Here is a 23058-nt window from a genome sequence, read left to right on the forward strand (position 1 = left end):
TGGCTTGACCCTGCGGGGCACAGTGTATAGGCTCGCACGCTCTGGCTACCTACCGGACGGTAGGTTAGGCATTCGGCAGCCAGACCTGTGACCTTTTTGTGGATTCGAGCTATGCACACCCCGCAGTCCCCCCACGTGAAATTTGCCGTGTCCCTGGCGCTGATCGGCGCCCTGGGGCCGTCGGCCATCGACATGTACCTGGCCAGCATGCCGAGCATCGCCGCCGAGTACGGCGCGACCTATGCCGGGGTGCAACTGACGCTGACGGTGTTTCTGCTGGCCATGGGCGCCGGTCAATTGCTGTTCGGCCCGCTGGTCGACACCCTGGGCCGGCGCCGGCCGCTGCTGGCCGGGCTGCTGGTGTTCGTGCTCAGTTCGCTGGCCGCGGCCCAGGCGCCCAGCCTCGAAACCCTGCTGGCGGCGCGCTTTGTCCAGGGCCTGGGCAGTGCGCTGACCCTGGTGGTGATCATGAGCATGGTCCGCGATGTGGCCGAAGGGGCGCGCGCCGCGCAGATCTTCGCCCTGCTGATGACCGTCGAGGGCCTGGCGCCGGTGCTCGCACCGGCGGTGGGCGGTTTTGTGGGAGCGCACCTTGGCTGGCGCGCGATCATGTTCACCCTGGCCGGGCTCGGCGTGCTGGTGCTGTTGAACTCGGCCTGGGTGCTCAAGGAAACCCTGGCCGCCGACAAGCGCCAGCCCTGGCAGCCGCGGGACATCCTGCGCACCTACCTGCGCATCGGAAGCGATGGCCAGTTCCTGCGCCCGGCGCTGGCGCTGGCGGCGGTGTTCTTCTTTCTGTTTGCCTACATCGGCGGTGCGGCGTTCGTCTACCAGACCCACTTCGGCCTGTCGGTGCAAGCCTTCGGCACGCTGTTCGGCGCCACCGGGGTGGCAATTCTGCTCGGCGCCATCGCGGCGGGTCGGCTGGTGGCGCGCAAGGGCCTGCTGCGCCTGGCCAAGGCCGGTGCGGGGTGCCTGCTGATCGGTTCCCTGCTGGTGCTGGCAGGGGCCCTGAGCGCGGCGGGGCTGGCCGGCATCGTTGCCGGCATGGCGCTGGCGATGTTCGGCCTGGGCATTCTCGAGGCCACGCTGATGTCGCTGGTGATGTCTTCGCAAAGCCGCGCGCTGGGCTCCACGGCGGCGTTGCTGGGCGCCTTCCAGTTGATCATTTCGTCGTTCGCCACGCCGTTGTCGGGCATCATGGCGCCTTTGGGCGCGGCGCACTGGGCGTCGCTGCTGGTGATTTCGGGTGTTGTCGTGGCGCTGCTGGTGCGCGCCTGCACCCGGCACGCGCCGGTCGAGGCGAGCAGCCTGGCCGCGCATTGATACGGGAGAACCCTGCATGAGAACCCTCACGCCTTCGGCGCAGAAGGTCTGCGCGATCGCGGTCGAGCAGTTTGCCGAGCATGGCTACGATGCCGCCTCGCTCAACGACATCGCGGCGGCGGCCGGCATGCGCAAGCCGTCGCTGTATGCGCACTTCAGCAGCAAGGACGACCTGTTCGAGGCAGTGTTCGAGCGTGCGGTGGAGACCGAGCGGCTGTATGTGGAGCAGTGCTTTGCGCAGTGCGACGACGCGTTGCCGGGGGCCGGCTATGCCCACTGCCTGGGTGAGCGCTATCAGCAGTCGGCGCACCTGCGGTTTCTGCTGCGTACCGCGTTCTTTCCGCCGGCGGCGCTGCGGCCGATCATCTCGGCAGGCTTCGAGGGGTACCTGGCGCGGCTGGGCGAGCTGTTCGAGCAGGCGCTGGCCACGTGCCTGCCGCAGGTGCCGGTGGCGCGGCGGGGGGTGTATGTGGACGCGTACCTGGGGGTGGTGGACAGCCTGAATGTAGAGCTGATCTATGCCGGGCCGCAGGCGTACGCGCGGCGGTTGCGGGCGATGTGGGTGGTGTTCGGGGATGCGCTGGGCGCGGCACCGAGGTGATGCCTTCGCCGGCAAGGCCGGCTCCTACAGGCACCGCGTCATCCCGTAGGAGCCGGCCTTGCCGGCGAAGAGGCCCGTCAGGCCACCGCCAGGTAGTGCTTCACGAAGCTCTCGCTCAGCACCTCCCACAGCACCGGCGTGCCCTTGGTCACGAACCAGCTGTCGCCCACCTTGTACAGCGTGCTCTGCCCGGTGCTTTCATCGGTCAGGCGCACTTGGCCGGTCATCACCGTGGCCTGCTCGTTGAACGGGTAGACCATGCGGAACCTGCCCTGGGTGGTACCGAAGTAGGCGCTGCTGAGCGCGTCGGTCGGCGCGCCGAAGGTCATCTTGCCGAAGGCACGCACCTCGCCTTCGAGAATCTCCGAGCCCAGGTCGGCAACGGTGCCCCAGGCGTCGAGTTCGCCGAGCTGGATGTTGTGCTTGAGTGCAGTCAGGGTCATGGCAGTGTTCCTTGAACAGTGGAAAAAAAGGGGGGTCAGCGCCGGCCATTCCAGTACCCCGACAGCTGGTGCCAGGATTTGCCGGCCGTGAGCAGCAGCGGGCGGATATGGTCCTTGCCGACAATCGTCGGGCGCGGGATCGAACTGACCAGGTCATAGCGGGCCGAGCCTTCGCTCATGCCTTCGGCCAGCACCTTGCAGATGATGTGGCTGGGCGTCACGCCGAACCCGGAGTAGCCCTGCACGTAGAACGCATTGCTGCGCCCGGGCAGGGTGCCGACCTGCGGGAACAGGTTGGGGCTGCAGGCCATCGGGCCACCCCAGGCCAGGTCGATCTTCACGTCCTTCAGGTACGGGAAGATCTTCAACATCAAAGCCCGGTTCCAGGCCTTGAGGTCGCGGGGGATATGCTCCACCAGCGGCGTCGCGGCGCCGAACAGCAGACGGTTCTCGTTGGTCACGCGGTAGTAATCGATCACCGGGCGAATGTCGCTGTAGGCGCCGCGAATCGGGCTGATGCGCCGGATCAGCTCCTCTGGCAGCGGCTCGGTCATCATCTGGAAGGCGTAGGTGTTGATGGTGGAGCGGTGCAGTTCGGGTTCAAGCCTGTTGAGAAAGCTGTCGCAGGCCCACAGCAGCTTGCTGGCACGTACCGAGCCGCGGCCGGTGCGCACGGTGATGCGCTCGCCGTACTGCACCTGCAGCGCCGGGCTGTTCTCGAAGATGCGCACGCCATGCCCGGCCACGGCCTTGGCCTCGCCCAGCAGCAGGTTGAGCGAGTGCACATGCCCGCCGCCCATGTGCAGCAGGGCGCTGCCGTAGGCGTTGGAGCCTATGATCTGGCTGACCTCGCTGCCGCCCAGAAAGCGGATCTCGTGCTGGGAATTCACCGACTTGAAGTCTTTCTCCCAGGCGCGCAGGGTTTTCTCCTGGCGGGCATTGAAGCCCATGTAGCCATAGCCGTGGCAGAAGTCGGCATCGATGGCGTACCGGGCGATGCGCTGCTTGATGATGTCGGCGCCCAGGTCGCTGATCTCGAAGATCTGGCGCAGGCCATCTTCGCCCACGGCTGATTTGATCTTTTCAAGATCGTGGCCGATGCCGGCCATGATCTGCCCGCCGTTGCGCCCGGTGCCGCCAAAGCCCAGGTAGCGGGCCTCGAGCACGACGATGTTGGTGATGCCCTTTTCGGCCAGCTCCAGCGCCGTGTTGATGCCGGAAAACCCGCCGCCGATGATGACCACGTCCGCGTCTTCATCGTGTTCCAGGGTCGGGAAGCTCAGGTTGTATTTCTTGGTTGCCGTGTAGTAGGTCGGCGTTTCGATCGTGATCATGGCGCAGCCTGAAAAGTGGAGGAGCTTTCGAGGCCTATTAGGGGGCTTGGCGGGGTGGCGTGTCTTGATCCTGCGTGCCGCGTGCATTGACCGCGGGTGCCAGCGCTGCGCAGGCGGGTAGGTGGCCGCCGGCTTCTTTGTTAAAGTGTTAACAAATAACCTGATGACCGTAGCCTTCCATGTCCAAACCTCGTGTTTCGCTGACTCTTACCTTGTTGCAAGCCCGCGAGGCGGCAATGAGCTTCTTCCGCCCCTCGCTCAACCAGCATGGCCTGACCGAGCAGCAGTGGCGGGTCATTCGTATCCTCAGCCAGCAGGGCGAGCTGGAAATCTACCGGCTGGCCGAACAGGCGTGCATCCTCAAGCCGAGCATGACCGGTGTGCTGGTGCGCATGGAGGCGGCGGGGCTGGTGTGCCGGCGCAAGGCCGAGCAGGACCAGCGGCGGGTGCTGGTCAAGCTGGCGGACAAGGGCGTGGCGTGTTTCGACTCGATGAGCCAGAGCATGGAGGCCAACTACCAGCAGCTGCAGGACCAGTTCGGTGAACAGAAGCTGCAGCAGTTGCTGGGGTTGCTGGAAGAACTGAAGCAAGTACGGCGCTAACTCATTCGCCGGCAAGGCCGGCTCCTGCAGACACCGCAGCCTGTGTAGGAGCCGGCCTTGCCGGCGAAGAGGCCCGTCAGATCAATACACCCCGCCAGCCTTGTCGACAGGTGCCGCCTCACCCTTGAACTTGCCCACCAACCCCTGCAACCCGCGCATCAGCACCGTGGTATCCACCCCCACCGCCACGAACGCCGCGCCCAGTTCGATGTAGCGGCGCGCCAGCGCTTCATCGGCGCTGAGAATCCCGGCCGCCTTGCCCGCACGCTGAATCCGCACGATCGCGTCTTCGATTGCCGCCTGCACGTCAGGGTGCCCCGGATTGCCCCGGTGCCCCATCGACGCACTCAGGTCGGCCGGGCCGATGAACACCCCGTCCACCCCCTCCACGGCCGCAATCCGGTCCAGCTGCGCCAGCCCCTCGACGCTCTCGATCTGCACCAGCAGGCACATCTGCGCATCGGCCTGGTCCAGGTAGCCGGGGATGCTGTTCCAGCGCGACGCCCGCGCCAGTGCACTGCCCACCCCGCGCACGCCCAGCGGCGGGTAGCGCATGGCGCGCACCAGCTCGCCGGCCTGGGCCGCGCTTTCCACCATCGGCACCAGCAGCGTCTGCACACCGATGTCCAGCACCTGCTTGATCAGCGCGGTGTCGCCGATCACCGGGCGGATGATCGCCTCGCCAGGGTAGGGCGTCACCGCCTGCAGCTGCGCGAGCATGCCGCGCAGGTCGTTGGGCGCATGCTCGCCATCGATCAGCAGCCAGTCGAAGCCGGCATTGGCCGCCAGCTCCGCGCAATATGCGCTGGCCAGCCCCAGCCACAGGCCGATCTGCGGCTCGCCACTGGCCAGGCGTTGTTTGAAACGGTTCACAGGCAGGTGCATGGCAGTCTCCGAAGGTCAGACAAAACGGCAGGCGATGGAACCGAGCATGTCGTAGTCGACATGGAAGGTATCGCCGGGGTTGGCGGCCACCGGCCGGGTGAACGAACCGCCCAGGATCACCTGGCCGGCCTCCAGCGCCACGTCATACGGCGCCAGCTTGTTGGCCAGCCACGCCACGCCCTTGGCCGGGTGGTTGAGCACCGCCGCCGACACCCCGGATTCCTCGATCACGCCGTTGCGGTACAGCACCGCCGGCACCTTGCGCAGGTCGATGTCGCCCGGGCGCACCGCGCGTCCACCCATCACCACCCCGGCATTGGCGGCGTTGTCGGAGATGGTGTCGAACACCTTGCGCGTGGCGCCACTGTGCGGGTCCACCTGCTGGATGCGCGCATCGATGATCTCCAGCGCCGGGATCACCCATTCGGTGGCATCCAGTACATCGAACAGGGTCACATTGGGCCCCTTGAGGGGCTTGCCGAGGATGAACGCCAGCTCCACCTCCACCCGCGGCACGATGAAGCGTTCGAAGGGGATGTCGCTGCCTTCGTCGAAAAACATGTCGTCGAGCAGCGCGCCGAAGTCCGGCTCGGTGATGTTGGACGACACCTGCATGGCGCGCGAGGTCAGGCCGATCTTGTGCCCGACCAGCTTGCGCCCGTCCTTGATCTTCTGCGCCACCCAGGCGCGCTGGATGGCGTAGGCGTCCTCGATGCCGATGGCCGGGTGGTCGAGGGAAAACTGGCGCACCTGCTCGCGGTTGCGCTCGGCGCGGTCGAGCTGGGCGGCGGCTTGAAGGATCTGGCTAGGGTCGAGCATGTTCGGCATCTCTTACTGGGGGTTGACGATGGCAGCCCGGGTGCGCAGCACCAGCAGGCCACCCAGGGCGATGAACAGGGCCAGCACGTACAGCGCAAGGCTGGCGCTGTGGGTGGTGTCGCGCATCCAGCCGATCAGGTAGGGCGCAAGGAACGAGGCGATGCTGCCGAACGAGCTGATCAGCGCGATACCGGCCGCCTGCGTGGTGTTGGACAGAAACGCCGGCGGCAGCTGCCAGAACATCGGCAGGGCGGCGCTGGCGCCCATGCCGGCGACGATCAGGCCGCCCAGCACCATCAGCGGGTTGCCCGGGGCCAGCCCGGCCACGGCGATGCCGAGTGCCGACATCAGCAGCGGCACGCACAGGTGCCAGCGCCGCTCGCGCTGGCGGTCGGACGAGCGCCCGCAGGCGATCATGAACAGGCAGCCGGCCAGGTAGGGGATGGCGCTGAGCAGGCCCACGCGGCCGTCGCTACCGATACCGGCGCCGTGGATCAGGGTCGGCATCCAGAAGGCCAGGGTGTTGACCGCCAGCATCACCGCGAAGTACACCGCCACCAGCAGCCATACCTGACGGTTGCGCAGGATGCCGCCGAACGAGGTGATCGACTTGCGTTGCTCTTCGCTGGCCAACTGCTCGCGCAGGTGCTGCTTCTGGCCGGCGTCCAGCCAGCTGACGTGCTCGAAGCTGTCGGGCAGGCGCTTGAGCACCACCAGGCCCAGCAGCATCACCGGGGCCCCTTCGATCAGGAACATCCACTGCCAGCCGCGCAGGCCGGCGGCGTCGTGAAACAGTTCCAGGATGCCGCCCGACAGCGGCCCGCCGATCACCCCGGCCATCGGCACGGCAATCGCGAACAGCGCGGTGATCTGGCCACGGCGCCGGGCCGGGTACCAGCGGTTGAGGTACACCAGGATGCCGGGGAAGAACCCGGCCTCGGCCACGCCCAGCAGAAAGCGCAGCACGTAGAAGCCCGAGGCCGACTCGACCCACAGCATGCCGGTGGACAGCGCACCCCACACGATCATCAGGGTGGCGATCCAGCGCCGCGGGCCGACCCGGTCCAGGGCCATGTTGCTGGGTACGCCGAACAGCGCGTAGGCGATGAAGAACAGGCCGGCACCGAAGCCGTACACCGTGTCGCTGAAGTGCAGGTCGCTGCTCATCTGCATCTTGGCGAAGCCGATGTTGATGCGGTCCAGGTGGGCAAACAGGTAGCAGACCAGCAGCAGCGGCATCAGCCGCCAGGTGACGGTGCCGTGGGTGGAGTCGTGCTGGGCAAGGCTGGCCGATGCGGCGGTATTGGCTGTGCTCATGATCTTGTTCTTTTTGGTCAGAGGGCCGATGGGGGAGCGCAGGGCCGGGTTCAGCCCGGCTGCTGCTGGTTCAGAAACGCGTGCACGTTGTTCTGCTTGAAGTTCAGTTGCGGGTGCAGCTCGATCATTTCGAACGACAGGGCCAGCAGGCGCTGGCTCTGCAGGTCGGCAAAGTGCTCGGTGATCACCGCGAACAGGGCCTTGGCCACCTGTTCGCGGGTGGCCAGGTCGCGCCCGTGGCCGACCTTGAGGGTCATGTGCACGAAGGCGTAGTCGTGCTGCCCGTCGGCCATGCGCCAGGTGTCCAGGCGCACCGCCCGGCTGCGGATGCCGCCCAGCGGGAACACGCCCGTGGCGCCCAGGCAGTGGTGAACCTTTTCGAACAGGCCGGGCAGGTCGGCCTGGGCTTGGAGGTTGTCGGTGTACTCGGCGATGAAGTGGGGCATCCTGGGCTCCTTGGCGCGGTCAGACGGGGAAGATGGCGTTGATCTGGCCGGTGCCGGAGCTGCCGAACGGCTCGGTCAGCACCTCCACCGGCCTGTCGTAGTCGGCGCCGCCAAGCAGGCCCAGCAGCATCGCGGTGTCGTGCATGCCACCTTCGCCGTAGCAGTGGCTGGCGTAGTCGGGCAGCATCGCGCAGAACTCCCTGAAGCGGCCCTGCTTCCACAGTTCCACCACGCGCAGGTCCATCTGCTTGTCGAATTCGCGGGTCCAGTTGTGGATGTTGGCCTCGGCGTTGCGGTCGTCCGAGAAGCGGTGCGAGAGCGAGCCGGAGGCCAGCACCAGCACCTTGCGGTCGCTCTTCTCGATGGCCCGGCGCACGGCGGCGCCGAACGTGAAGCTGTCTTCCAGGCGGTGCCAGGCGCACCAGGCGGCGATGGACACCACTTTGAGTCTGTCGGCGGCGGGCACGTCCATGTGCATGTAGCGCATCGGTACCAGGGTGCCGTATTCCAGCTCCAGGCTCGGGATGTTGTGGGCCAGGGTGCGCACGTCGGCGGCATTGGCCTCCTGTGCGATCAGCTCGCCCAGTGCCGGCAGGCCGGGGTACTCGAAGTCCATGTTCTTGATGAAGTGCGGCAGTTCGTTGCTGGTGTAGGTGCCCTTGAAGTGCTCGCCGCAGTTGATGTGGTAGCCGCTGTTGACCAGCCAGTGCACATCGAACACCACGGCGGTGTCGGCGCCCAGTTCGCGGGCGCGGCGGCCGATCTCCTTGTGGCCGGCGATGGCGGCCTCGCGGCAACCGTGGTGCTTGCCGGGCAGTTCGGACAGGTACATCGAGGGGACGTGGCAGACTTTGGCTGCGAGGACGACTTCGCCCATGGTGGGGTACTCCTGGATCTGTTGTTCTTGTGGTGGGTCAGGGCGGGTGCTTTCGCCGGCAAGGCCGGCTCCTACAGGGGTTGTGCCGTCTGTAGGAGCCGGCCTTGCCGGCGAAGCCCTCAGAGGCCCCAGCGCGGAATGGCGTGGCTGCCCATCGACACGCACACGTTCTTGATCTCGGCAAACACCTCGAAGCTGTACTGGCCACCTTCGCGGCCGGTACCGGAACCCTTCACCCCGCCGAACGGCTGGCGCAGGTCACGCACGTTCTGGCTGTTGATGAACACCATGCCGGCCTCGATGCCATGGGCCAGGCGATGCGCCTTGCCGATGTTCTGGGTCCAGATGTACGAGGCCAGCCCGTACTCGGTGTCGTTGGCCAGCTTCAGTGCCTCGGCCTCGTCCTTGAACGGGATCAGGCACACCACCGGGCCGAAGATCTCCTCCTGGGCGATGCGCATGCTGTTGCTGACGTCGGCAAATACCGTGGGCTGGATGAACTGCCCGCGCGCCAGGTGCGCCGGCAGGTTGGCCGGGCGCTCCAGGCCACCGGCCAGCAGGGTGGCGCCTTCCTCGATGCCGATGCGGATATAGCCGGTCACCTTGTCGTAGTGGGCCTGGGTGATCATCGAGCCGACCTGGGTCCTGGGGTCTTGCGGGTCGCCCACGATCAGGCGCCTGGCCCGCGCCGCGAACTCGGCCACGAACTGCGGGTAAACGCTCTCTTGAATGAAGATGCGGCTGCCGGCGGTGCAGCGCTCGCCGTTGAGCGAGAAGATGGTGAACAGCGCAGCGTCCAGCGCGCGCTCGAGGTCGGCGTCCTCGAAGATCAGCACCGGCGACTTGCCGCCCAGTTCCATCGAGTACTTCTTCAGGCCCGCGGTCTGCATGATCTTCTTGCCGGTGGCGGTGCCGCCGGTGAACGAGATGGCGCGTACGTCCGGGTGACGCACCAGGGCATCGCCTGCGGTGGCGCCGTAGCCCTGGATCACGTTGAGCACGCCGTTGGGGATGCCGGCCTCGACCGCCAGGCGGCCCAGTTCGTTGGCGGTCAGCGGCGACAGTTCGCTCATTTTCAGCACCGCCGTGTTGCCCAGGGCCAGGCAGGGCGCGGTCTTCCAGGTGGCGGTCATGAACGGCACGTTCCACGGCGACACCAGCGCACACACGCCGACCGGCTGGTACAGGGTGTAGTTGAGCATCTGGTCGTCGACCGGGTAGGTGTGGCCATCCATGCGCGTGCACACTTCGGCGAAGAAGTCGAAGTTGTGCGAGGCCCGCGGGATCAGCACGTTCTTGGTCTGGTGAATCGGCAGGCCGGTATCCAGGGTTTCCAGCTCGGCCAGCCGGGGCACGTTCTGCTCGATCAGCTCGCCCAGCCTGCGCATCAGCCGCGCCCGCTCCCTGGCCGGGGTGCCGGCCCATTTGGGGAACGCCTCCCGGGCTGCTGCAACTGCCTGGGCGACTTCTTCGGCGCCGCCGCTGGCGACTTCGCCGATGGCCTCGCCGGTGGCCGGGTTGTAGTTGACGAAGACGTCCTTGCTTTCGACCTCACGGCCATTGATCCAGTGCTTGATCATCGGGTTCATGCCTCTTGCGGGTTCAGGGCGAAGAACTCGGCTTCGCTGACAATGCGGTTGACCAGGCGGCCGACACCTTCCACTTCCACCACCACTTCATCACCCGGCACCACGTCGGCCAGGCCTTCGGGGGTGCCGGTGGCGATCATGTCGCCCGGTTGCAGGGTCATGAAGCTGGACAGGTATTCGATCAGGTAGGGGATGTCGAAGATCATGTCGCGGGTGCTGCCCTGCTGCTTGAGCTCACCGTTGATCCAGGTGCGCAGGGTGAGGTTGGACGCATCCGGCACATCGGCCACATCGACCATCCACGGGCCCACCGGGGTGGTGGCGTCGCGGTTCTTCACCCGCAGGTTGGGGCGGTAGTAGTTCTCCAGGTAGTCGCGGATCGCGTAGTCGTTGCACACCGTGTAGCCGGCCAGGTATTGCAGCGCGTCCTCGCGCCTGACGTTGCGCGCCGGCTTGCCGATCACCGCCACCAGCTCGCACTCGTAGTGCATGTACTTGACGTTGTCCGGGCGCCAGGTGACCTGGTTGTGGCCGGTGTAGGTACCGGGCGACTTGACGAAGGCCAGCGGCTCGGTGGGTGCGGCAAAGGCCAGTTCGGCGGCGTGGTCGGCGTAGTTCAGGCCCAGCGCGAACATGCTGCCGGTGGCCGGCGGCAACCACTGCACCTCGTGCTCGGCGAGCAGGCGGCCATCGGCCAGGCGCACGTTGTTGCCATCTTCCACGGTCACGGCGTGGTCCTGGCCCTGGTAACGGATACGGGCGTGTTTCATCAGCGTTGCTCCTGTTCGGCCACGATCGGGTTGGCCAGGCGGCCCAGGCCGCTGATCCGGACCTCGACCTGATCGCCTGGCAGCACGTCCACGCGGCCTTCGGGGGTGCCGGTAATCAGCACGTCGCCTGCGTGCAGGGTCATGAACTCGCTGATCTCGGCGATCAGCTGCGGGATGTTGCGCACCAGGTTGGCGGTGCTGTTGTGCTGGCGCAGTTCGCCATTGACGAACAGCTCGATGGCCAGCTGATGCGGGTCGGCCACCTGCGCGGTCGGCACCAGCTCAGGGCCGAGTACGCAGAAACCATCGCGGCACTTGGCCTTGACCGCCGGGCGGTAGTAGCTGTCTTCGGGCAGGCTGAACTCGTTGACGATGGTGTAGCCGGCCACGTGCTCCAGGGCCTGTTCGACGCTCACGCGGCTGGCGCGCTTGCCGATCACCACGCCCAGCGCCGGGCCCGGCTGCAGGCGTTCGACACCTTGCGGGTACACCACCGGGGCGGCATGGCGGTTGCGCGTGTTGGGGGTCTTGATGAACAGCACCGGCTTGACCGGGGGCTTCTGGTACGGCGCCTGTTCGAATTCGGCGAGACGCTGGTTCAGCAACCCCTGGTAGTTCAGCGCAACGCCGAACAGGGTGCCGGTGGCAACGTCGTGCAGGGCACGGCTCATGCTCTTCTCCTGGCAAGGGCAGGGCGGCAAGCACCCTGCGGGACAAATCGTTAATGTGTTAACGTTATAATTAAGATGTTAACGAAAGGCAAGCGGCGCGTGTCAGGCGTTAAGCTGCCGGCAGAACAGGAACACAGCAGGAAACCCCGTCATGAACGAACGCACGCCGATTCCCAACATCAACATCGGGCAGGTCTACGACCAGCGGTACAGCGATGCCGAGGTGCATTACGACAAGCTCGGCAACCTGGCCGGCTTTTTCGGCCGCAACATGCCGGTGCACCGCCACGACCGCTACTTTCAGGTGCATTACGTCAAGAGCGGCACGGTGCGGGTGTACCTGGACGACCAGCAGTACGTGGAGTCGGGGCCGATGTTCTTCCTTACCCCGCCGACCATCCCGCACTCGTTCGTCACCGAGCCCGACGCCGATGGCCACGTGCTGACCGTGCGCCAGCAACTGGTATGGCAACTGCTCGAAGCCGACCCTGCGCTGGCGCCTGGGCCGCAGGTGGCGCCGGCGTGCGTGGCGCTGAGCGGGCTGGAGGGACGGTTTGCCGACGAGGCGCGGCGCCTGGTGCTGCTGTTCGACGAGCTGCACCGCGAGATCAATGCCGCGCAGGTGGGCCGTGGCCCGGCGCTGGACAGCCTGACCCGGCTGATCATGCTCAGCCTGCTGCGCCTGTGCGCGCGCTCGCTGCCGGCGCGCCAGACCCGGCATGAGGACCTGCAGGTGTTCCACCGCTTCAACGAGCTGATCGAGGCGCATTACCTGGAGCACTGGCCGCTGTCGCGCTATGCGCTGGGGGTAGGGGTGACCGAGGCGCGGCTCAATGACGTGTGCCGGCGTATCGCCGACCTGCCGTCCAAGCGCCTGATCCTGGAGCGCCTGATGCAGGAAGCCAAGCGCCTGCTGCTGTTCACCGGCAGTTCGGCCAACGAGATCTGTTACAGCCTGGGCTTCAAGGACCCGGCGTACTTCAGCCGGTTTTTCCTGCGCTATGCGCAGGTGACGCCGGGCGAGTACCGCCAACGGCAGGCGGGCGTGCGCTGACATGGCATTTTTCCGTTTTTGTTGTTAGGCGCGGCAAGCGCCGCTGCCGCCATGATGGCGGTAGCGGTGCAACGGAAAAATGCCTTTTACAGGGGTGCGCTTGTACTTTTCAGAGCGCTCAGGCGGCGTTGTTCAACCACAGGTTTTCAAAACGCCAGGTGCTGAACAACGTCTGCTCCGGCGCCGCGCCGCCGACCTTGCGTGAAAACGCATCGAGCAGGTTGGCGTAGCCCCAGATCAGCAGGCCGCCCTTGTCGTACTGGATCTGCTGCGCCTGGTGAACCAGTGCGGTGCGCCTGGCCAGGTCCGGCTGGGCCATGGCCTGCAGAAACAGCTGGGTGAACTGCGGGTCGTCGAAGTGGGTCTTGTTGGCCACCGCGAACGGCGCGTCGGTGTGCATGGCGCTGGCCAGGAACGGCGCGCCGATGGTGCCGCCGGTGCTCAGCAGCCACTGGTCCTGCTGCGGGCCGTTGAAGGTGGCGCTGTCCACCTGGCGCACATCGAGGGTCACGCCGATGCGCCTGGCCTGCTCGGCCAGCACCAGCGCCGAGGCCAGCGCCGGCCCGGCGGTGGTCACCAGTTCCACCCGCAGGTGTTCCTGGCCAGCCTCGCGCAGCAGTTGCGCGGCGCGCTGCGGGTCATGGGCACGCGGGGGCAGGGCGTGGTTGAAGGTGGGGTCGAACGGGGCGTACAGGTCGTTGGCCACGCGGCCCTGGCCGTTGAGGGCGCGGCGCACCAGCTCGTCGCGGTCGGCCAGCAGGCGCAGTGCCTCGCGCACCCGCGGGTCGTTGAATGGCGGCTTGCTGGTGTTCATTTCGAACGACAGCCAGTTGCCGCTGATCGACGTCACCAGGTTCAGCCGCGGGTCGCGCTCGAGCACCTGCAACTGCTCGCTGGGCATGCCGTTGGCCATGTCGATCTGCCCGGCACGCAGCGCGGCCAGGCGCGAGACCTGGTCCTTGAAGTCGATGATCTCCAGTTCATCGGCATACGGCCTGCCGGCCTTGTAGTAGTTCTCGAAGCGGCTGAACACCGAGCGCTGGCCGGGGGTGAAACTCTTGAACCGGTAGGGCCCGGCGCCGACCGGGTTGGTGACCGGGTGATAGTCCACCGGCACGATGCCGCCGAAATTCACCCAGGTTTCCGGCAGTGGCAGGAAGCTGCGGCCGTCCTTGAAACTCAGGCGCACCGTGCGGTTGTCGAGCTTGACCAGGTTGTCGCGGTCCACCCAGTGCAGCAAGGCGGCGTAGGGCGAAGCCAGCTGCGGGTCGGTGAGGCGGCGGATCGAGAAGATCAGGTCGTCGGCATCGATGGTCTTGGCGTTGTGGAATTCCAGGCCCTGGCGCAGGCGCAGGGTCCAGCTGCGCGCGTCGCTGCTGGCCTCGGCGAACTCGGCCAGGGCCAGGCGCGGCTGCATCTGCTCGTCCCATTCCCACAGTTTGCTGTATAGCGCAAAGCCGCGCACGATGCCGCTGCCGATGGGCTTGTGGGCGTCGAGGTTGCCGGTCTGGCCGCCGTCCAGGATGCCCAGGCGCAGGCGCCCGCCGTGCCGCGGCTGGGCAACCCCGGCGGCGGGAGCGGGGGCGTCATCCGGGCCGCAGCCGCTGAGCAGGCTGGTGCCCAGCAGCAGGCCGCCGCCCATGGCCAGGCCCTGGCCGATGAACTGGCGCCGGCTGTAGTGGTTGGGGTTCATGGCTCAGGCTCCTGCCGCGCGCAACTGCGCGGCGGCCTGCACGGGCCGGCTCAGCGCCTGCCGTTCACCGCGAAAGTGCGGCAGGACGTGCTCGCCCAGGCGGTAGGCTTCTTCCAAGTGCGGGTAGCCGGCCAGGAAGAACAGGTCGATGCCCAGCGCGTTGTACTCGCGAATGCGCGCCACCACGTTGGCGTAGCTGCCCACCAGCGCCAGGCCCGGCGGGATGCCGATGTGGCTGAAGCCCGACCACACGTTGGGGTAGATGAAGAAATCGTCGAAGCCACGCTCGTCGTGCTCGGGCCGGTAGTCCTCCTCGTAGCTGAGCTTGCGCGCGGTACGCAGCCCTTCGTGGGCCGCCTTGGCCTTGGCGGCCCCCCTGGCCACGCCCTCGTCGAAAAAGCGCTTGGCTTCGGCCAGCGCCAGTGCCTCGGTCTCGCGGGCGATCACGTCGATCGACAGGCCGAAGCGGATGTCGCTGCGGCCGAACGTGAGCGCACGCTGGCGGATGTCGGCGATCAGCGCGGCGATCTCGTCGGGGTGCTCGGCGCGCATCAGATAGAAGTCGGCATGCTTTGCAGCGAACTCGCGGGCGGCAATCGACGAGCCGGCCGTGCAGATCAGCGGCAGCTCGGCCTTTTTCTGCGGCCCGCGCAGGCCGCCGCCTTCGGCCTTGTAGAAGCGCCCGTCGTAGTGGAAGTGCTCCGAGTGCCAGTAGCCCTTGACCACATCCATGAACTCGGTGGCGCGGGCGTAGCGCTCGTCGTGCTCGGCCAGGTCGCCGACCTGGCGCTGGAGGGCGTCCGAGCCGCCGTTGATGATGTTCCACACCAGCCGGTTGCCGCTGGCGCGCTGGTAGGTGGCGGCCTGCTGCACCGCCACCCACGGGGTGTAGTGGTAGGGCTGGAACGCGGTGACGAACTTCAGCGTGCGGGTTTCGCGGGCCAGCAGCGAGCACACCGTCCAGGGCTCTTCGCCGGACGGCGCATTGACCATCAGCGCACCGCCGAAGCCGTTGATTTCGGCGGCCCGGGCAATCTGCCCCAGGTAGTCGATGTAGGTGAAGTGGTCACCGACCGCAAACCCCGACACCGCGCCGGTGCTGGCGCCGCCGGCATGCCAGTCGCCGCGGTTGCGCGGGTCGCCGGGCAGGAACTGGGTTTCACCGTGCAGCGGCAGGCGGGTAAAGAATTCGATGCTCATGGGCAGGCTCCTGGCTTATTGCACGCTGGGGTTGCAGATAGGGGTGACGGGCTGGTCGCTGAACACCTTGCGCGCGAAGGGCAGCGAGTCCTTGAGCGAGGCATTGACCGTCTCGCTGTGGCCCAGGCCCTTGTACAGGTGGCCCTCGACCACCGAGCCGGCAGCGCAGGCGTCCTTCATCAGGCTGACCTGGGTGACGGCAGCGGGGGTCTTGTCCTCGGCGCCGGTGCCGATGAAGATCGGCTGCGCAAGCTTGAGCGTCGGGTAGGAGACCTGCGCCAGCCACGGCTTGAGTTGTGCGCCGTCGTTGGCCTTGCGCGTGTTGGCCGGGGTCAGCCCGGTGCCGATCACATCGGCGGTGAGCGACGCCAGGCAGGTGGTGCGAGCCTGTTCGAACAGTGGCAGGGCCTTGTCGGTGTAGAAGTCGCGCGGGTCGATGCTCGGGTCGTACTGCTGCGCGGCCAGCAGGGTGTAGAAACCGTAGGCCAGTGACGCGTCGACCTTGTTCGGGTCCTGCTCACCCACGTTGCTGGCGCCCACGGTGTAGATCACCCCGGTACCGACGCTGCCCTTCAGGCCCAGGTCCGGAGCGTAGGTGGGGGCATAGGCGGCAGAGGCGAAGGCCCCGGCGCCGCCCTGGGACTGGCCGACCACCAGCACCTTGTTGGCCAGTCCCGGCACCCCGCTGACCACGGCGCGGGCCGCATCGAGGATGCCGTAGGCGGCCATGCGGTTGTTCAGCAGCGGGTGGCCGCCGGGCACGCCCAGGCCCTGGTAGTCGGTGGCGACGATGGCATAGCCCTCGTTCAGCCAGCGCGCCAGGTACTGCACGTCGCGGTACGAGCGGCCCGACCAGGACGGCGCGCAGATGTCGGCCACGCCGACGGTGCCATGCCCCCAGGTGACCACCGGCCAGCCGCCGGCCGGGGCCTTGCCCTGGGGAATGAACAGCGCGCCGGAGACCGCGATCGGGGTCTTGCCGTCGATGCCGTCGGTGGAGCTGTAGAGAATGCGCAGCTGGCTGGCCGCACCGGGCAGGCTGAGGGTCTGCTCCAGCGGCTCGCTGCGCAGCAACCTGCCGGGGGTGGCCGGGATCGCCTGTTCCCAGTGGTAGAACGCCGAAACGCGCCCGTCGCCCTGCAGCGGGTCGGGCGTGGGGGCGTAGGTGTCGGCGGCCATGGCGGCGCAGGAGAGGGCGAGCAGGCTCAGGCCGAAGGCCACGGAGTGCGGGAATTTCATCAGGGGCTTCCTTGGGCAAAACAACGATGCCGGGTGCAGAGCGAAAGCCGTGCCAGATGCTGAAATGTTCACACAACTTGCTGAATAAAAAGGGTTTTCCTGGTTTTATCCAGTCGCTGCCCAGCACCGCGCTGCTGATTCGCAAGCAACCCCCAGGGCCGGATTGCTGCTGTGGCAGCAGTGCCTCAGCAGGTGGTTTCTGATAGGTGAAATTGGAATATACAAAGATGAATTAATAATTATTTGTTCTAATTTGTTTCGTGCACTATGGGCCGGCGCTATCAATGCCAGGAATGCACCATGTCGCTGATTACCCATCCCCATGCCCGGGAACTGACCAAATCCGTTCGTGCCACCGTGCTGGTGTTCAAGGACCCTCGCTCCCAGGAACTGCTGGCCCGTATCGAGCGCCTGGCGCCGAGTGAGGCCAACACCCTGATCATCGGCGAGACCGGCACCGGCAAGGAACTGGTGGCGCGGCATATCCACCAGTTGAGCCGGCGCGGTCGCGAACCGTTCGTGGCAGTGAACTGCGGCGCCTTTGCCGAAACCCTGGTGGAGAGCGAGTTGTTCGGCCATGAAAAGGGCGCATTCACCGGGGCCACCAACAGCAAGGCGGGCTGGTTCGAGGCGGCCAATGGCGGCACGCTGTTTCTCGACGAGATCGGCGACCTGCCGCTGAACATGCAGGTCAAGCTGCTGCGCGTGCTGCAGGAGCGCGAAGTGGTGCGGCTGGGGTCGCGCACGCCGATCCCGATCAACGTGCGCCTGGTGGCGGCCACCAACGTCAACCTGGCCGATGCGGTGGTGGCGGGGCACTTTCGCGAAGACCTGTTCTACCGCCTGCACGTGGCGACCATCCGCCTGCCGCCGCTGCGCGAGCGCCCCGGCGACATCCTGCCGCTGGCCGAGTTCTTTCTCGAGGAGCATTGCCAGCGCCTGGGCTACAGCCGCGCCAGCCTGAGCCTGGAGAGCGAGCGCAAGCTGCTGGGGCACAGCTGGCCAGGCAACATCCGCGAGCTGGAAAATGCCATTCACCATGCCTTGCTGGTGTGCCGCCAGCAGGTGGTGCAGCCGGCCGACCTGCACCTGGTGGACATGCGCTCGGTGGGTATCCGCCAGGAGGAGAGCGCCCAGCCGCTGCGCCTGCAGACGCCCGAGGCGCCGAGCCTGGAGGCGGCGCTGACGGCGCTGTTCGAGCAGAACGTAGAGGATTTGTACGAGCATATCGAAGAGACGGTGTTTCGCACCGCGTACCGCTATTGCCACGGCAACCAGCTGCAGACCGGGCGCCTGCTCAACATCAGCCGCAACATCGTGCGGGCGCGGCTGGAGAAGATCGGCGAGCTCAAGCGTAGCGATACTGTCGGCCTGTAAGGGCCCTTCGCGGGTCCACAGGTTGTGCACCGACTTGAGGGGTTGTGAACGTTCTGTGGGAGCGGGCTTGACCCGCGATACAGGCGCCACCGGGTCAACTGATCCGCATTAATCCCCCCAACCTGAATCTGTAACCCAGTACACCTCGAAGCCATAGTAGCGGCCTCCCTGATGAGGTCCGACCATGTATCACTACGACGAATACGATCGTGCACTGGTGTTCGAGCGCGTAGCCCAGTTCCGCGACCAGGTGCAGCGCTTCACTGCCGGTGAACTGAGCGAAGAAGAATTCCTGCCACTGCGCCTGCAAAATGGCCTGTACCTGCAAAAGCATGCCTACATGCTGCGCGTGGCCATCCCCTACGGCACCCTCGGCGCCCGCCAGATGCGCACCCTGGCCAGCATCGCGCGCGACTACGACCGCGGCTACGGCCACTTCACCACGCGCCAGAACATCCAGTTCAACTGGGTCGAGCTGGCCCAGGTGCCGGATATCCTGCAGCGCCTGGCCGAGGTCGACATGCATGCGATCCAGACCTCTGGCAACTGCGTGCGCAACATCACCACCGAGGCCTTCGCCGGCGTCGCCGCCGACGAGATCATCGACCCGCGCCCGCTGGCCGAGATCCTGCGCCAGTGGTCGACCATCAACCCCGAGTTCCTGTTCCTGCCGCGCAAGTTCAAGATCGCCATCTGTTCGGCCCGCCAGGACCGCGCAGCGATCATGATGCACGACATCGGCCTGTACCTTTACCGCGACGGGCGCCAGCAGATGCGCCTGCGGGTGATGGTCGGCGGCGGCCTGGGGCGCACGCCGATCCTGGGCCTGCAGATCCGCGAGGGCCTGCCGTGGGAGCACCTGCTGTCGTACGTCGAGGCCATCCTGCGGGTGTACAACCGCCATGGCCGGCGCGACAACAAGTACAAGGCGCGCATCAAGATCCTGGTCAAGGCACTGGGCATCGAGGCCTTTGCCCGTGAAGTCGAACAGGAATGGCAACACATCAAGGACGGCCCGGCGCAGCTCACCGAAGCCGAGTTCCAGCGGGTAGCCGAAGGCTTCGCGCCGCCACGCTACGCCGCGCAGCCCGACGGCGACCTGGACTACGGCACCCACCTGGCCATGGACCGCTCCTTCGCCCGCTGGGTCTCGCGCAACGTGCAGCCGCACAAGGTGGCCGGCTATGCCAGCGTGGTGCTGTCGACCAAGCCCGGCCCGGCGGCGCCCCCCGGCGACCTCACCGCCGAGCAGATGGACAACGTGGCCGACTGGTCGGAGCACTTCGGTTTCGGTGAAATCCGCATCGCCCACGAGCAGAACCTGATCCTGCCCGATGTCCGCAAGGCCGACCTGTACCCGCTGTGGCGTCTGGCCTGCGAGCAGGGCCTGGGCACCGCCAACATCGGCCTGCTGACCGATATCATCGCCTGCCCGGGTGGCGACTTCTGCGCGCTGGCCAACGCCAAGTCGATCCCCATCGCCCAGGCCATCCAGAGCCGCTTCGACGACCTCGACTACCTGCACGACCTGGGCGAGCTGAGCCTGAACATCTCGGGCTGCATCAACGCCTGTGGCCACCACCACATCGGCAACATCGGCATCCTGGGCGTCGACAAGAACGGCAGCGAGTGGTACCAGGTGACCCTGGGCGGGGCGCAGGGCAAGGCCAGCGCACTGGGCAAGGTGATCGGCCCGTCGTTCAGCGCCGCCGAGATCCCCCGCGTGATCGAGCAGATCGTGGCCACCTACTGCGCCTACCGCGAACTCGACGAGCCCTTCGTCGACACCGTGGCGCGGGTGGGGCTGGAGCCGTTCAAGGAGCGCGTCTATGCCAGGCAGCCGGAGGTGTCCACATGCGCAATGTGATCGCGATACGCCAAGGGCAGGCGCAGCTTGTGGAGGGCGACAGCTGGCAGTTGCTGCGCGAGCAGGAGGCGCCGCTGCCGACGGGCGCGCTGATTTTGCCGCTGCACCGCTGGCTGGCGCAGCCCAGTGGTTATCACGGGCTGTGGCTGGGGCCGGATGACGATGTCGAGTCGCTGCAGCTGTGGCTGGGCGTGCTGCCGCTGATCGCCATCGACTTCCCCTCGTTTCGCGATGGCCGTGGCTACAGCCAGGCCTACCTGCTGCGCACGCGGCTGGGCTGGCAGGGCGAATTGCGTGCTGTCGGCGATGTGCTGCGCGACCAGCTGAGCCACATGCGCCAGTGCGGTTTCGACAGTTTTGCCGTGCGCGAGGACAAGTCGGCAGCCGACGCGCTCAAGGGCCTGCAGGGCATGAGCGTGCTCTACGGGCGTTCGGTGATCGAGCCCAGGCCGCTGTTTCGGCGACGTTGAGTGCGTAGGGTGCTGTCGCGCCGGTGATGGAACGGGCTACCATGCAGGTTCGCCCGTTGGACAGGATGTTGCAGCATGCTTTTCAGTACCCGTACTGCCCGGCCGGCCGATGCTGAAGCCCTCAGCGACATCGCCAGCCAGACCTTCGCCCTGGCAAGCCCCGCCGATTCGTCGGCCAAGGCGCTTGCCGCCTATATCCGAGGCCATCTTCAGCCCGAACACTTCTGCCTGCACCTGATCAGCCGCGCCAAGCAATTGCGCGTGCTGGAGCATGACGGCGTGGTGGTGGGCTACACCCTGATCGACAAGGCGGCGCAGGCGCTGGGTATCGAGGCGGCCGACGGCCTGCCGGAACTGAGCCGCTGCTACGTACTGCCCGAGCACCATGGCCAGGGCGCGGCCCAGCGCCTGCTCGAGGACACCCTGGCCCAGGTGGGCGGGGCGATCCGCCTGACGGTCAACGAACACAACAGCCGGGCGATCCGCTTTTACCAACGCAATGGCTTCCGCCAGGTGGGCGAGGCCATTTTTGTCTGCGGGCCGGAACGTCACCGTGACTGGGTGATGGTGCGCGCCTGCGCCACTGCCGAACCAGAGGCTGCCGATGACTGATCTTTCTGCCTACCCCATCACCCGCAAATGGCCTGCCCGCCACCCCGAGCGCCTGCAACTGTATTCGCTGCCCACGCCCAACGGGGTGAAGGTGTCGATCATGCTCGAAGAGACGGGCCTGGCCTACGAGGCGCACAAGGTGGACTTTGCCACCGAGGATCAACTGAGCGCCGAGTTCATCTCGCTCAGTGCCAACAACAAGATCCCCGCGATCCTCGACCCGCACGGGCCGGGGGGCAAGCCGCTGGGGCTGTTCGAGTCGGGGGCGATCCTGCTGTACCTGGCCGAGAAGACCGGCCAACTGCTGCCTGAAGACCCGGCTGCGCGCTACGAGACGATCCAGTGGCTGATGTTCCAGATGGGCGGCATCGGCCCGATGTTCGGCCAGGTGGGCTTCTTCAACAAGTTCGCCGGCAAGGCCTATGAAGACAAGCGCCCGCTGCAGCGCTACGTGGACGAGGCGCGGCGCCTGCTGGGCGTGCTGGACCGGCGCCTGCACGGGCGCGACTGGATCATGGGCGAGTACGGCATCGCGGACATCGCCACGCTGCCGTGGGTGCGCAACCTGATCGGTTTCTACGAAGCGGGGGATCTGGTGCGGATCGAAGAGTTCGTCGAGGTTCGCCGCGTGCTGGAGGCGTTTCTGGCGCGGCCGGCGGTGCAGCGTGGCTTGCTGATTCCGGGTTGACCGGGTTGTGCTGCGTTCAGCGCGGGCCTGGCCCGCGCTGAACGCAGCGCCGTCTCAGTGGCTCTGGCGCCACGTCACCTCGGTGATTCCGTACCGCTCGGCCAGTGGCTTGCTGACCTTCTTCACCTTCTCGCGCCCATAGCGCGGAATATGCCCCACCCCGGCGTCACAGCTGGCCCAGTGCCAGGCTTCGGCGTTGTCCATCGCCTCGGCACGAATCACGAAGGACTTCTGTTTGCCGTGCAATTGATAGTCGATGACGAAGAGTTTTGCGTTGTTCATGGTTCCCTGAAAATCCTTTCAACGTGGTGACCGATGCGTGTTCACTCATACCGCCTAACTAAGTACCTTCCAGCCACCAAATAATTCAGTCTGATTGTTCGACATCAGTGTTCGGCGCTGACGGTGAGGTGGCGGGCATCGGTGTCGAACACTACCTGTTCCAGCCGGTGGGCCATGCCGCAGGCCAGCGAATCGTAGGCAGGGATCACCCGTTCCTCGGCCGACAGGCAGTGGATGATGTCCAGTTTGCGCTCGGCATGGGCGGTCTCCAGTTCGAAGATCCGCGCATAGCGCTCCAGGTCGTTGTTCAGGCTCGACAGGTATTCACGCAGGCGCGAGTGGTCCACCGCGCTCTGGCTGAAGTGCCAGGTCATGGGGTGGATCAGAAACCGCGAGTGGGGCACGGCCAGGCGTTCGCTGGCGGCCAGGTACATCACGATGCCCATGGATTCGATGTTGCCCGCATTCACCGCGCTGACCGGCACCGGCAGCGACTTGAGAAAGCTGTAGATCGAGAACCCCAGGTGGGTGCTGCCGCCGATGGTCGATAGGTTGAGCAGCAGGGCGCTGGCCCCTTCGTCGATCGCCTGCAGGCAACGGTCGCGAAAGCGCTCGGTGGTGCCCTGATCGATCGGGCAGTGAAAGTGGATGACGTACTGCTTCATCAAGAGTCCTCAAGACCGACGCACCCTCGGTGCGCCGGTCGCTCGAGCGTCAGCTACGACCACCACCACTTGGTTTGCGGGTGTCAGACTTGGTGGCGTCAGGCTTCTTGTTGCCCTGGCTGCCAGCGCCGCCTCCGGAGGCCTGCCCACCTTTTTTGCCGGCTTCCGACGCCTTGTTCTTGTCGTTGGCAAAGTTTCCCGAGTTTTCTTTCTTGTCCATGATGCTGATCC

Annotated in this window: 25 protein-coding genes; 9 read left to right on the plus strand and 16 right to left on the minus strand. The window is 66.3% G+C overall.

The window, feature by feature from the left end; all coding sequences use genetic code 11:
- The first annotated feature begins 111 nt into the window (after positions 1–111).
- A complete protein-coding gene (locus NP552_RS00460) occupies positions 112–1326 on the plus strand; it encodes a multidrug effflux MFS transporter (protein WP_123753081.1) in 1215 nt (404 codons plus the stop codon).
- A 16-nt stretch (positions 1327–1342) separates the two neighbouring features.
- Positions 1343–1927: a TetR/AcrR family transcriptional regulator gene (locus NP552_RS00465; RefSeq protein ID WP_274096279.1), complete on the plus strand. Its 585-nt coding sequence runs from the start codon at positions 1343–1345 to the stop codon at positions 1925–1927.
- A gap of 77 nt (positions 1928–2004) precedes the next feature.
- Here the strand turns inward: NP552_RS00465 and NP552_RS00470 are convergent, their stop codons facing one another.
- Complete coding sequence (locus tag NP552_RS00470; protein ID WP_100632703.1) at positions 2005–2370, minus strand: cupin domain-containing protein; 366 nt, start codon at positions 2368–2370, stop codon at positions 2005–2007.
- Positions 2371–2405: 35 nt separating this feature from the next.
- Positions 2406–3704, minus strand: coding sequence for an NAD(P)/FAD-dependent oxidoreductase (locus NP552_RS00475; protein ID WP_043860067.1), 1299 nt, complete (start codon positions 3702–3704; stop codon positions 2406–2408).
- A 179-nt stretch (positions 3705–3883) separates the two neighbouring features.
- On the opposite strand from NP552_RS00475, the gene hpaR reads away from it, so the two are divergent.
- Positions 3884–4306, plus strand: coding sequence for a homoprotocatechuate degradation operon regulator HpaR (gene hpaR / locus NP552_RS00480; protein ID WP_043860068.1), 423 nt, complete (start codon positions 3884–3886; stop codon positions 4304–4306).
- An 81-nt stretch (positions 4307–4387) separates the two neighbouring features.
- Here the strand turns inward: hpaR and hpaI are convergent, their stop codons facing one another.
- The 8 genes from hpaI to NP552_RS00520 all read right to left on the minus strand — a co-directional run bounded on the left by hpaI (position 4388) and on the right by NP552_RS00520 (position 11680).
- Entirely contained in the window at positions 4388–5191 is an 804-nt protein-coding gene (gene hpaI, locus NP552_RS00485) for a 4-hydroxy-2-oxoheptanedioate aldolase (protein WP_196932176.1), read from the minus strand.
- Between the two features lie 15 nt (positions 5192–5206).
- On the minus strand, positions 5207–6010 hold the full coding sequence (gene hpaH, locus NP552_RS00490; protein ID WP_104572504.1) for a 2-oxo-hept-4-ene-1,7-dioate hydratase: 804 nt from the start codon (positions 6008–6010) through the stop codon (positions 5207–5209).
- Positions 6011–6022: 12 nt separating this feature from the next.
- Positions 6023–7327 (minus strand): MFS transporter, encoded by a 1305-nt coding sequence (locus NP552_RS00495; protein ID WP_043860071.1) that lies wholly within the window; start codon positions 7325–7327, stop codon positions 6023–6025.
- A gap of 50 nt (positions 7328–7377) precedes the next feature.
- Entirely contained in the window at positions 7378–7773 is a 396-nt protein-coding gene (locus NP552_RS00500) for a 5-carboxymethyl-2-hydroxymuconate Delta-isomerase (protein ID WP_043860072.1), read from the minus strand.
- A gap of 19 nt (positions 7774–7792) precedes the next feature.
- Positions 7793–8650: a 3,4-dihydroxyphenylacetate 2,3-dioxygenase gene (hpaD, locus tag NP552_RS00505; RefSeq protein WP_043860073.1), complete on the minus strand. Its 858-nt coding sequence runs from the start codon at positions 8648–8650 to the stop codon at positions 7793–7795.
- A gap of 119 nt (positions 8651–8769) precedes the next feature.
- Entirely contained in the window at positions 8770–10230 is a 1461-nt protein-coding gene (hpaE, locus tag NP552_RS00510) for a 5-carboxymethyl-2-hydroxymuconate semialdehyde dehydrogenase (protein WP_274096435.1), read from the minus strand.
- Between the two features lie 5 nt (positions 10231–10235).
- On the minus strand, positions 10236–11009 hold the full coding sequence (locus tag NP552_RS00515) for a fumarylacetoacetate hydrolase family protein (protein WP_054914429.1): 774 nt from the start codon (positions 11007–11009) through the stop codon (positions 10236–10238).
- The gene (locus NP552_RS00520) at positions 11009–11680 is read right to left on the minus strand and encodes a fumarylacetoacetate hydrolase family protein (protein WP_196932177.1); all 672 of its coding nucleotides are present in this window, start codon (positions 11678–11680) and stop codon (positions 11009–11011) included. Before NP552_RS00520 ends, NP552_RS00515 begins: the two co-directional genes overlap by 1 nt.
- Before the next feature lie 151 nt (positions 11681–11831).
- On the opposite strand from NP552_RS00520, the gene hpaA reads away from it, so the two are divergent.
- On the plus strand, positions 11832–12734 hold the full coding sequence (gene hpaA / locus NP552_RS00525) for a 4-hydroxyphenylacetate catabolism regulatory protein HpaA (RefSeq protein ID WP_043860076.1): 903 nt from the start codon (positions 11832–11834) through the stop codon (positions 12732–12734).
- 118 nt (positions 12735–12852) lie between these two features.
- Here hpaA and NP552_RS00530 read toward each other — a convergent pair whose 3' ends face one another.
- From NP552_RS00530 to NP552_RS00540, 3 genes are read right to left on the minus strand one after another with little or no spacing between them, the layout of a single operon-like run.
- The gene (locus NP552_RS00530) at positions 12853–14427 is read right to left on the minus strand and encodes an ABC transporter substrate-binding protein (protein ID WP_054914430.1); all 1575 of its coding nucleotides are present in this window, start codon (positions 14425–14427) and stop codon (positions 12853–12855) included.
- 3 nt (positions 14428–14430) lie between these two features.
- Positions 14431–15627 (minus strand): LLM class flavin-dependent oxidoreductase, encoded by a 1197-nt coding sequence (locus tag NP552_RS00535; protein ID WP_274096280.1) that lies wholly within the window; start codon positions 15625–15627, stop codon positions 14431–14433.
- Between the two features lie 15 nt (positions 15628–15642).
- Positions 15643–16866 carry a lipase family protein gene (locus NP552_RS00540; RefSeq protein ID WP_054914432.1) on the minus strand — a complete coding sequence of 408 codons (1224 nt, stop codon included), beginning with the start codon at positions 16864–16866 and terminating at the stop codon, positions 15643–15645.
- A 300-nt stretch (positions 16867–17166) separates the two neighbouring features.
- Between NP552_RS00540 and NP552_RS00545 the strand changes: the two genes are divergently transcribed.
- The 5 genes from NP552_RS00545 (at position 17167) to NP552_RS00565 (ending at position 21880) form a co-directional block, all read left to right on the plus strand.
- A complete protein-coding gene (locus NP552_RS00545) occupies positions 17167–18243 on the plus strand; it encodes a sigma-54 interaction domain-containing protein (protein ID WP_043860049.1) in 1077 nt (358 codons plus the stop codon).
- Between the two features lie 184 nt (positions 18244–18427).
- Positions 18428–20110, plus strand: coding sequence for a nitrite/sulfite reductase (locus NP552_RS00550; RefSeq protein WP_100632707.1), 1683 nt, complete (start codon positions 18428–18430; stop codon positions 20108–20110).
- Positions 20098–20580: a DUF934 domain-containing protein gene (locus NP552_RS00555; RefSeq protein ID WP_043860047.1), complete on the plus strand. Its 483-nt coding sequence runs from the start codon at positions 20098–20100 to the stop codon at positions 20578–20580. The genes NP552_RS00550 and NP552_RS00555 overlap by 13 nt, the downstream gene beginning before the upstream one ends.
- 75 nt (positions 20581–20655) lie before the next feature.
- On the plus strand, positions 20656–21192 hold the full coding sequence (locus tag NP552_RS00560) for a GNAT family N-acetyltransferase (RefSeq protein WP_043860046.1): 537 nt from the start codon (positions 20656–20658) through the stop codon (positions 21190–21192).
- A complete protein-coding gene (locus NP552_RS00565) occupies positions 21185–21880 on the plus strand; it encodes a glutathione S-transferase N-terminal domain-containing protein (RefSeq protein ID WP_043860045.1) in 696 nt (231 codons plus the stop codon). Before NP552_RS00560 ends, NP552_RS00565 begins: the two co-directional genes overlap by 8 nt.
- A gap of 54 nt (positions 21881–21934) precedes the next feature.
- Here NP552_RS00565 and NP552_RS00570 read toward each other — a convergent pair whose 3' ends face one another.
- From NP552_RS00570 to NP552_RS00580, 3 genes are all read right to left on the minus strand, one after another.
- Entirely contained in the window at positions 21935–22162 is a 228-nt protein-coding gene (locus tag NP552_RS00570) for a DUF6555 family protein (RefSeq protein WP_043860044.1), read from the minus strand.
- Between the two features lie 104 nt (positions 22163–22266).
- The gene (locus NP552_RS00575) at positions 22267–22827 is read right to left on the minus strand and encodes an ATP-dependent Clp protease proteolytic subunit (protein ID WP_043860043.1); all 561 of its coding nucleotides are present in this window, start codon (positions 22825–22827) and stop codon (positions 22267–22269) included.
- A gap of 49 nt (positions 22828–22876) precedes the next feature.
- Positions 22877–23050 (minus strand): KGG domain-containing protein, encoded by a 174-nt coding sequence (locus NP552_RS00580; RefSeq protein ID WP_370409158.1) that lies wholly within the window; start codon positions 23048–23050, stop codon positions 22877–22879.
- Between the last annotated feature and the right edge of the window lie 8 nt (positions 23051–23058).

Origin of the sequence: Pseudomonas sp. 8209, assembly GCF_028682105.1 — a bacterium.
Taxonomy (GTDB): Bacteria; Pseudomonadota; Gammaproteobacteria; order Pseudomonadales; family Pseudomonadaceae; genus Aquipseudomonas; species Aquipseudomonas palmensis.

Coding starts and splice junctions, on each gene's coding strand:
- NP552_RS00550 (WP_100632707.1), top strand. CDS start 18,428: ATGTATCACTACGACGAATACGATCGTGCACTGGTGTTCGAGCGCGTA.
- NP552_RS00545 (WP_043860049.1), top strand. CDS start 17,167: ATGTCGCTGATTACCCATCCCCATGCCCGGGAACTGACCAAATCCGTT.
- hpaH (WP_104572504.1), bottom strand. CDS start 6,010: ATGCTCGACCCTAGCCAGATCCTTCAAGCCGCCGCCCAGCTCGACCGC.
- NP552_RS00530 (WP_054914430.1), bottom strand. CDS start 14,427: ATGAACCCCAACCACTACAGCCGGCGCCAGTTCATCGGCCAGGGCCTG.
- NP552_RS00555 (WP_043860047.1), top strand. CDS start 20,098: ATGCGCAATGTGATCGCGATACGCCAAGGGCAGGCGCAGCTTGTGGAG.
- NP552_RS00575 (WP_043860043.1), bottom strand. CDS start 22,827: ATGAAGCAGTACGTCATCCACTTTCACTGCCCGATCGATCAGGGCACC.
- hpaD (WP_043860073.1), bottom strand. CDS start 8,650: ATGGGCGAAGTCGTCCTCGCAGCCAAAGTCTGCCACGTCCCCTCGATG.
- NP552_RS00520 (WP_196932177.1), bottom strand. CDS start 11,680: ATGAGCCGTGCCCTGCACGACGTTGCCACCGGCACCCTGTTCGGCGTT.
- hpaA (WP_043860076.1), top strand. CDS start 11,832: ATGAACGAACGCACGCCGATTCCCAACATCAACATCGGGCAGGTCTAC.
- NP552_RS00465 (WP_274096279.1), top strand. CDS start 1,343: ATGAGAACCCTCACGCCTTCGGCGCAGAAGGTCTGCGCGATCGCGGTC.
- NP552_RS00495 (WP_043860071.1), bottom strand. CDS start 7,327: ATGAGCACAGCCAATACCGCCGCATCGGCCAGCCTTGCCCAGCACGAC.
- hpaR (WP_043860068.1), top strand. CDS start 3,884: ATGTCCAAACCTCGTGTTTCGCTGACTCTTACCTTGTTGCAAGCCCGC.
- NP552_RS00500 (WP_043860072.1), bottom strand. CDS start 7,773: ATGCCCCACTTCATCGCCGAGTACACCGACAACCTCCAAGCCCAGGCC.
- NP552_RS00535 (WP_274096280.1), bottom strand. CDS start 15,627: ATGAGCATCGAATTCTTTACCCGCCTGCCGCTGCACGGTGAAACCCAG.
- NP552_RS00515 (WP_054914429.1), bottom strand. CDS start 11,009: ATGAAACACGCCCGTATCCGTTACCAGGGCCAGGACCACGCCGTGACC.
- NP552_RS00570 (WP_043860044.1), bottom strand. CDS start 22,162: ATGAACAACGCAAAACTCTTCGTCATCGACTATCAATTGCACGGCAAA.
- hpaI (WP_196932176.1), bottom strand. CDS start 5,191: ATGCACCTGCCTGTGAACCGTTTCAAACAACGCCTGGCCAGTGGCGAG.
- hpaE (WP_274096435.1), bottom strand. CDS start 10,230: ATGATCAAGCACTGGATCAATGGCCGTGAGGTCGAAAGCAAGGACGTC.
- NP552_RS00475 (WP_043860067.1), bottom strand. CDS start 3,704: ATGATCACGATCGAAACGCCGACCTACTACACGGCAACCAAGAAATAC.
- NP552_RS00560 (WP_043860046.1), top strand. CDS start 20,656: ATGCTTTTCAGTACCCGTACTGCCCGGCCGGCCGATGCTGAAGCCCTC.
- NP552_RS00565 (WP_043860045.1), top strand. CDS start 21,185: ATGACTGATCTTTCTGCCTACCCCATCACCCGCAAATGGCCTGCCCGC.
- NP552_RS00540 (WP_054914432.1), bottom strand. CDS start 16,866: ATGAAATTCCCGCACTCCGTGGCCTTCGGCCTGAGCCTGCTCGCCCTC.
- NP552_RS00470 (WP_100632703.1), bottom strand. CDS start 2,370: ATGACCCTGACTGCACTCAAGCACAACATCCAGCTCGGCGAACTCGAC.
- NP552_RS00460 (WP_123753081.1), top strand. CDS start 112: ATGCACACCCCGCAGTCCCCCCACGTGAAATTTGCCGTGTCCCTGGCG.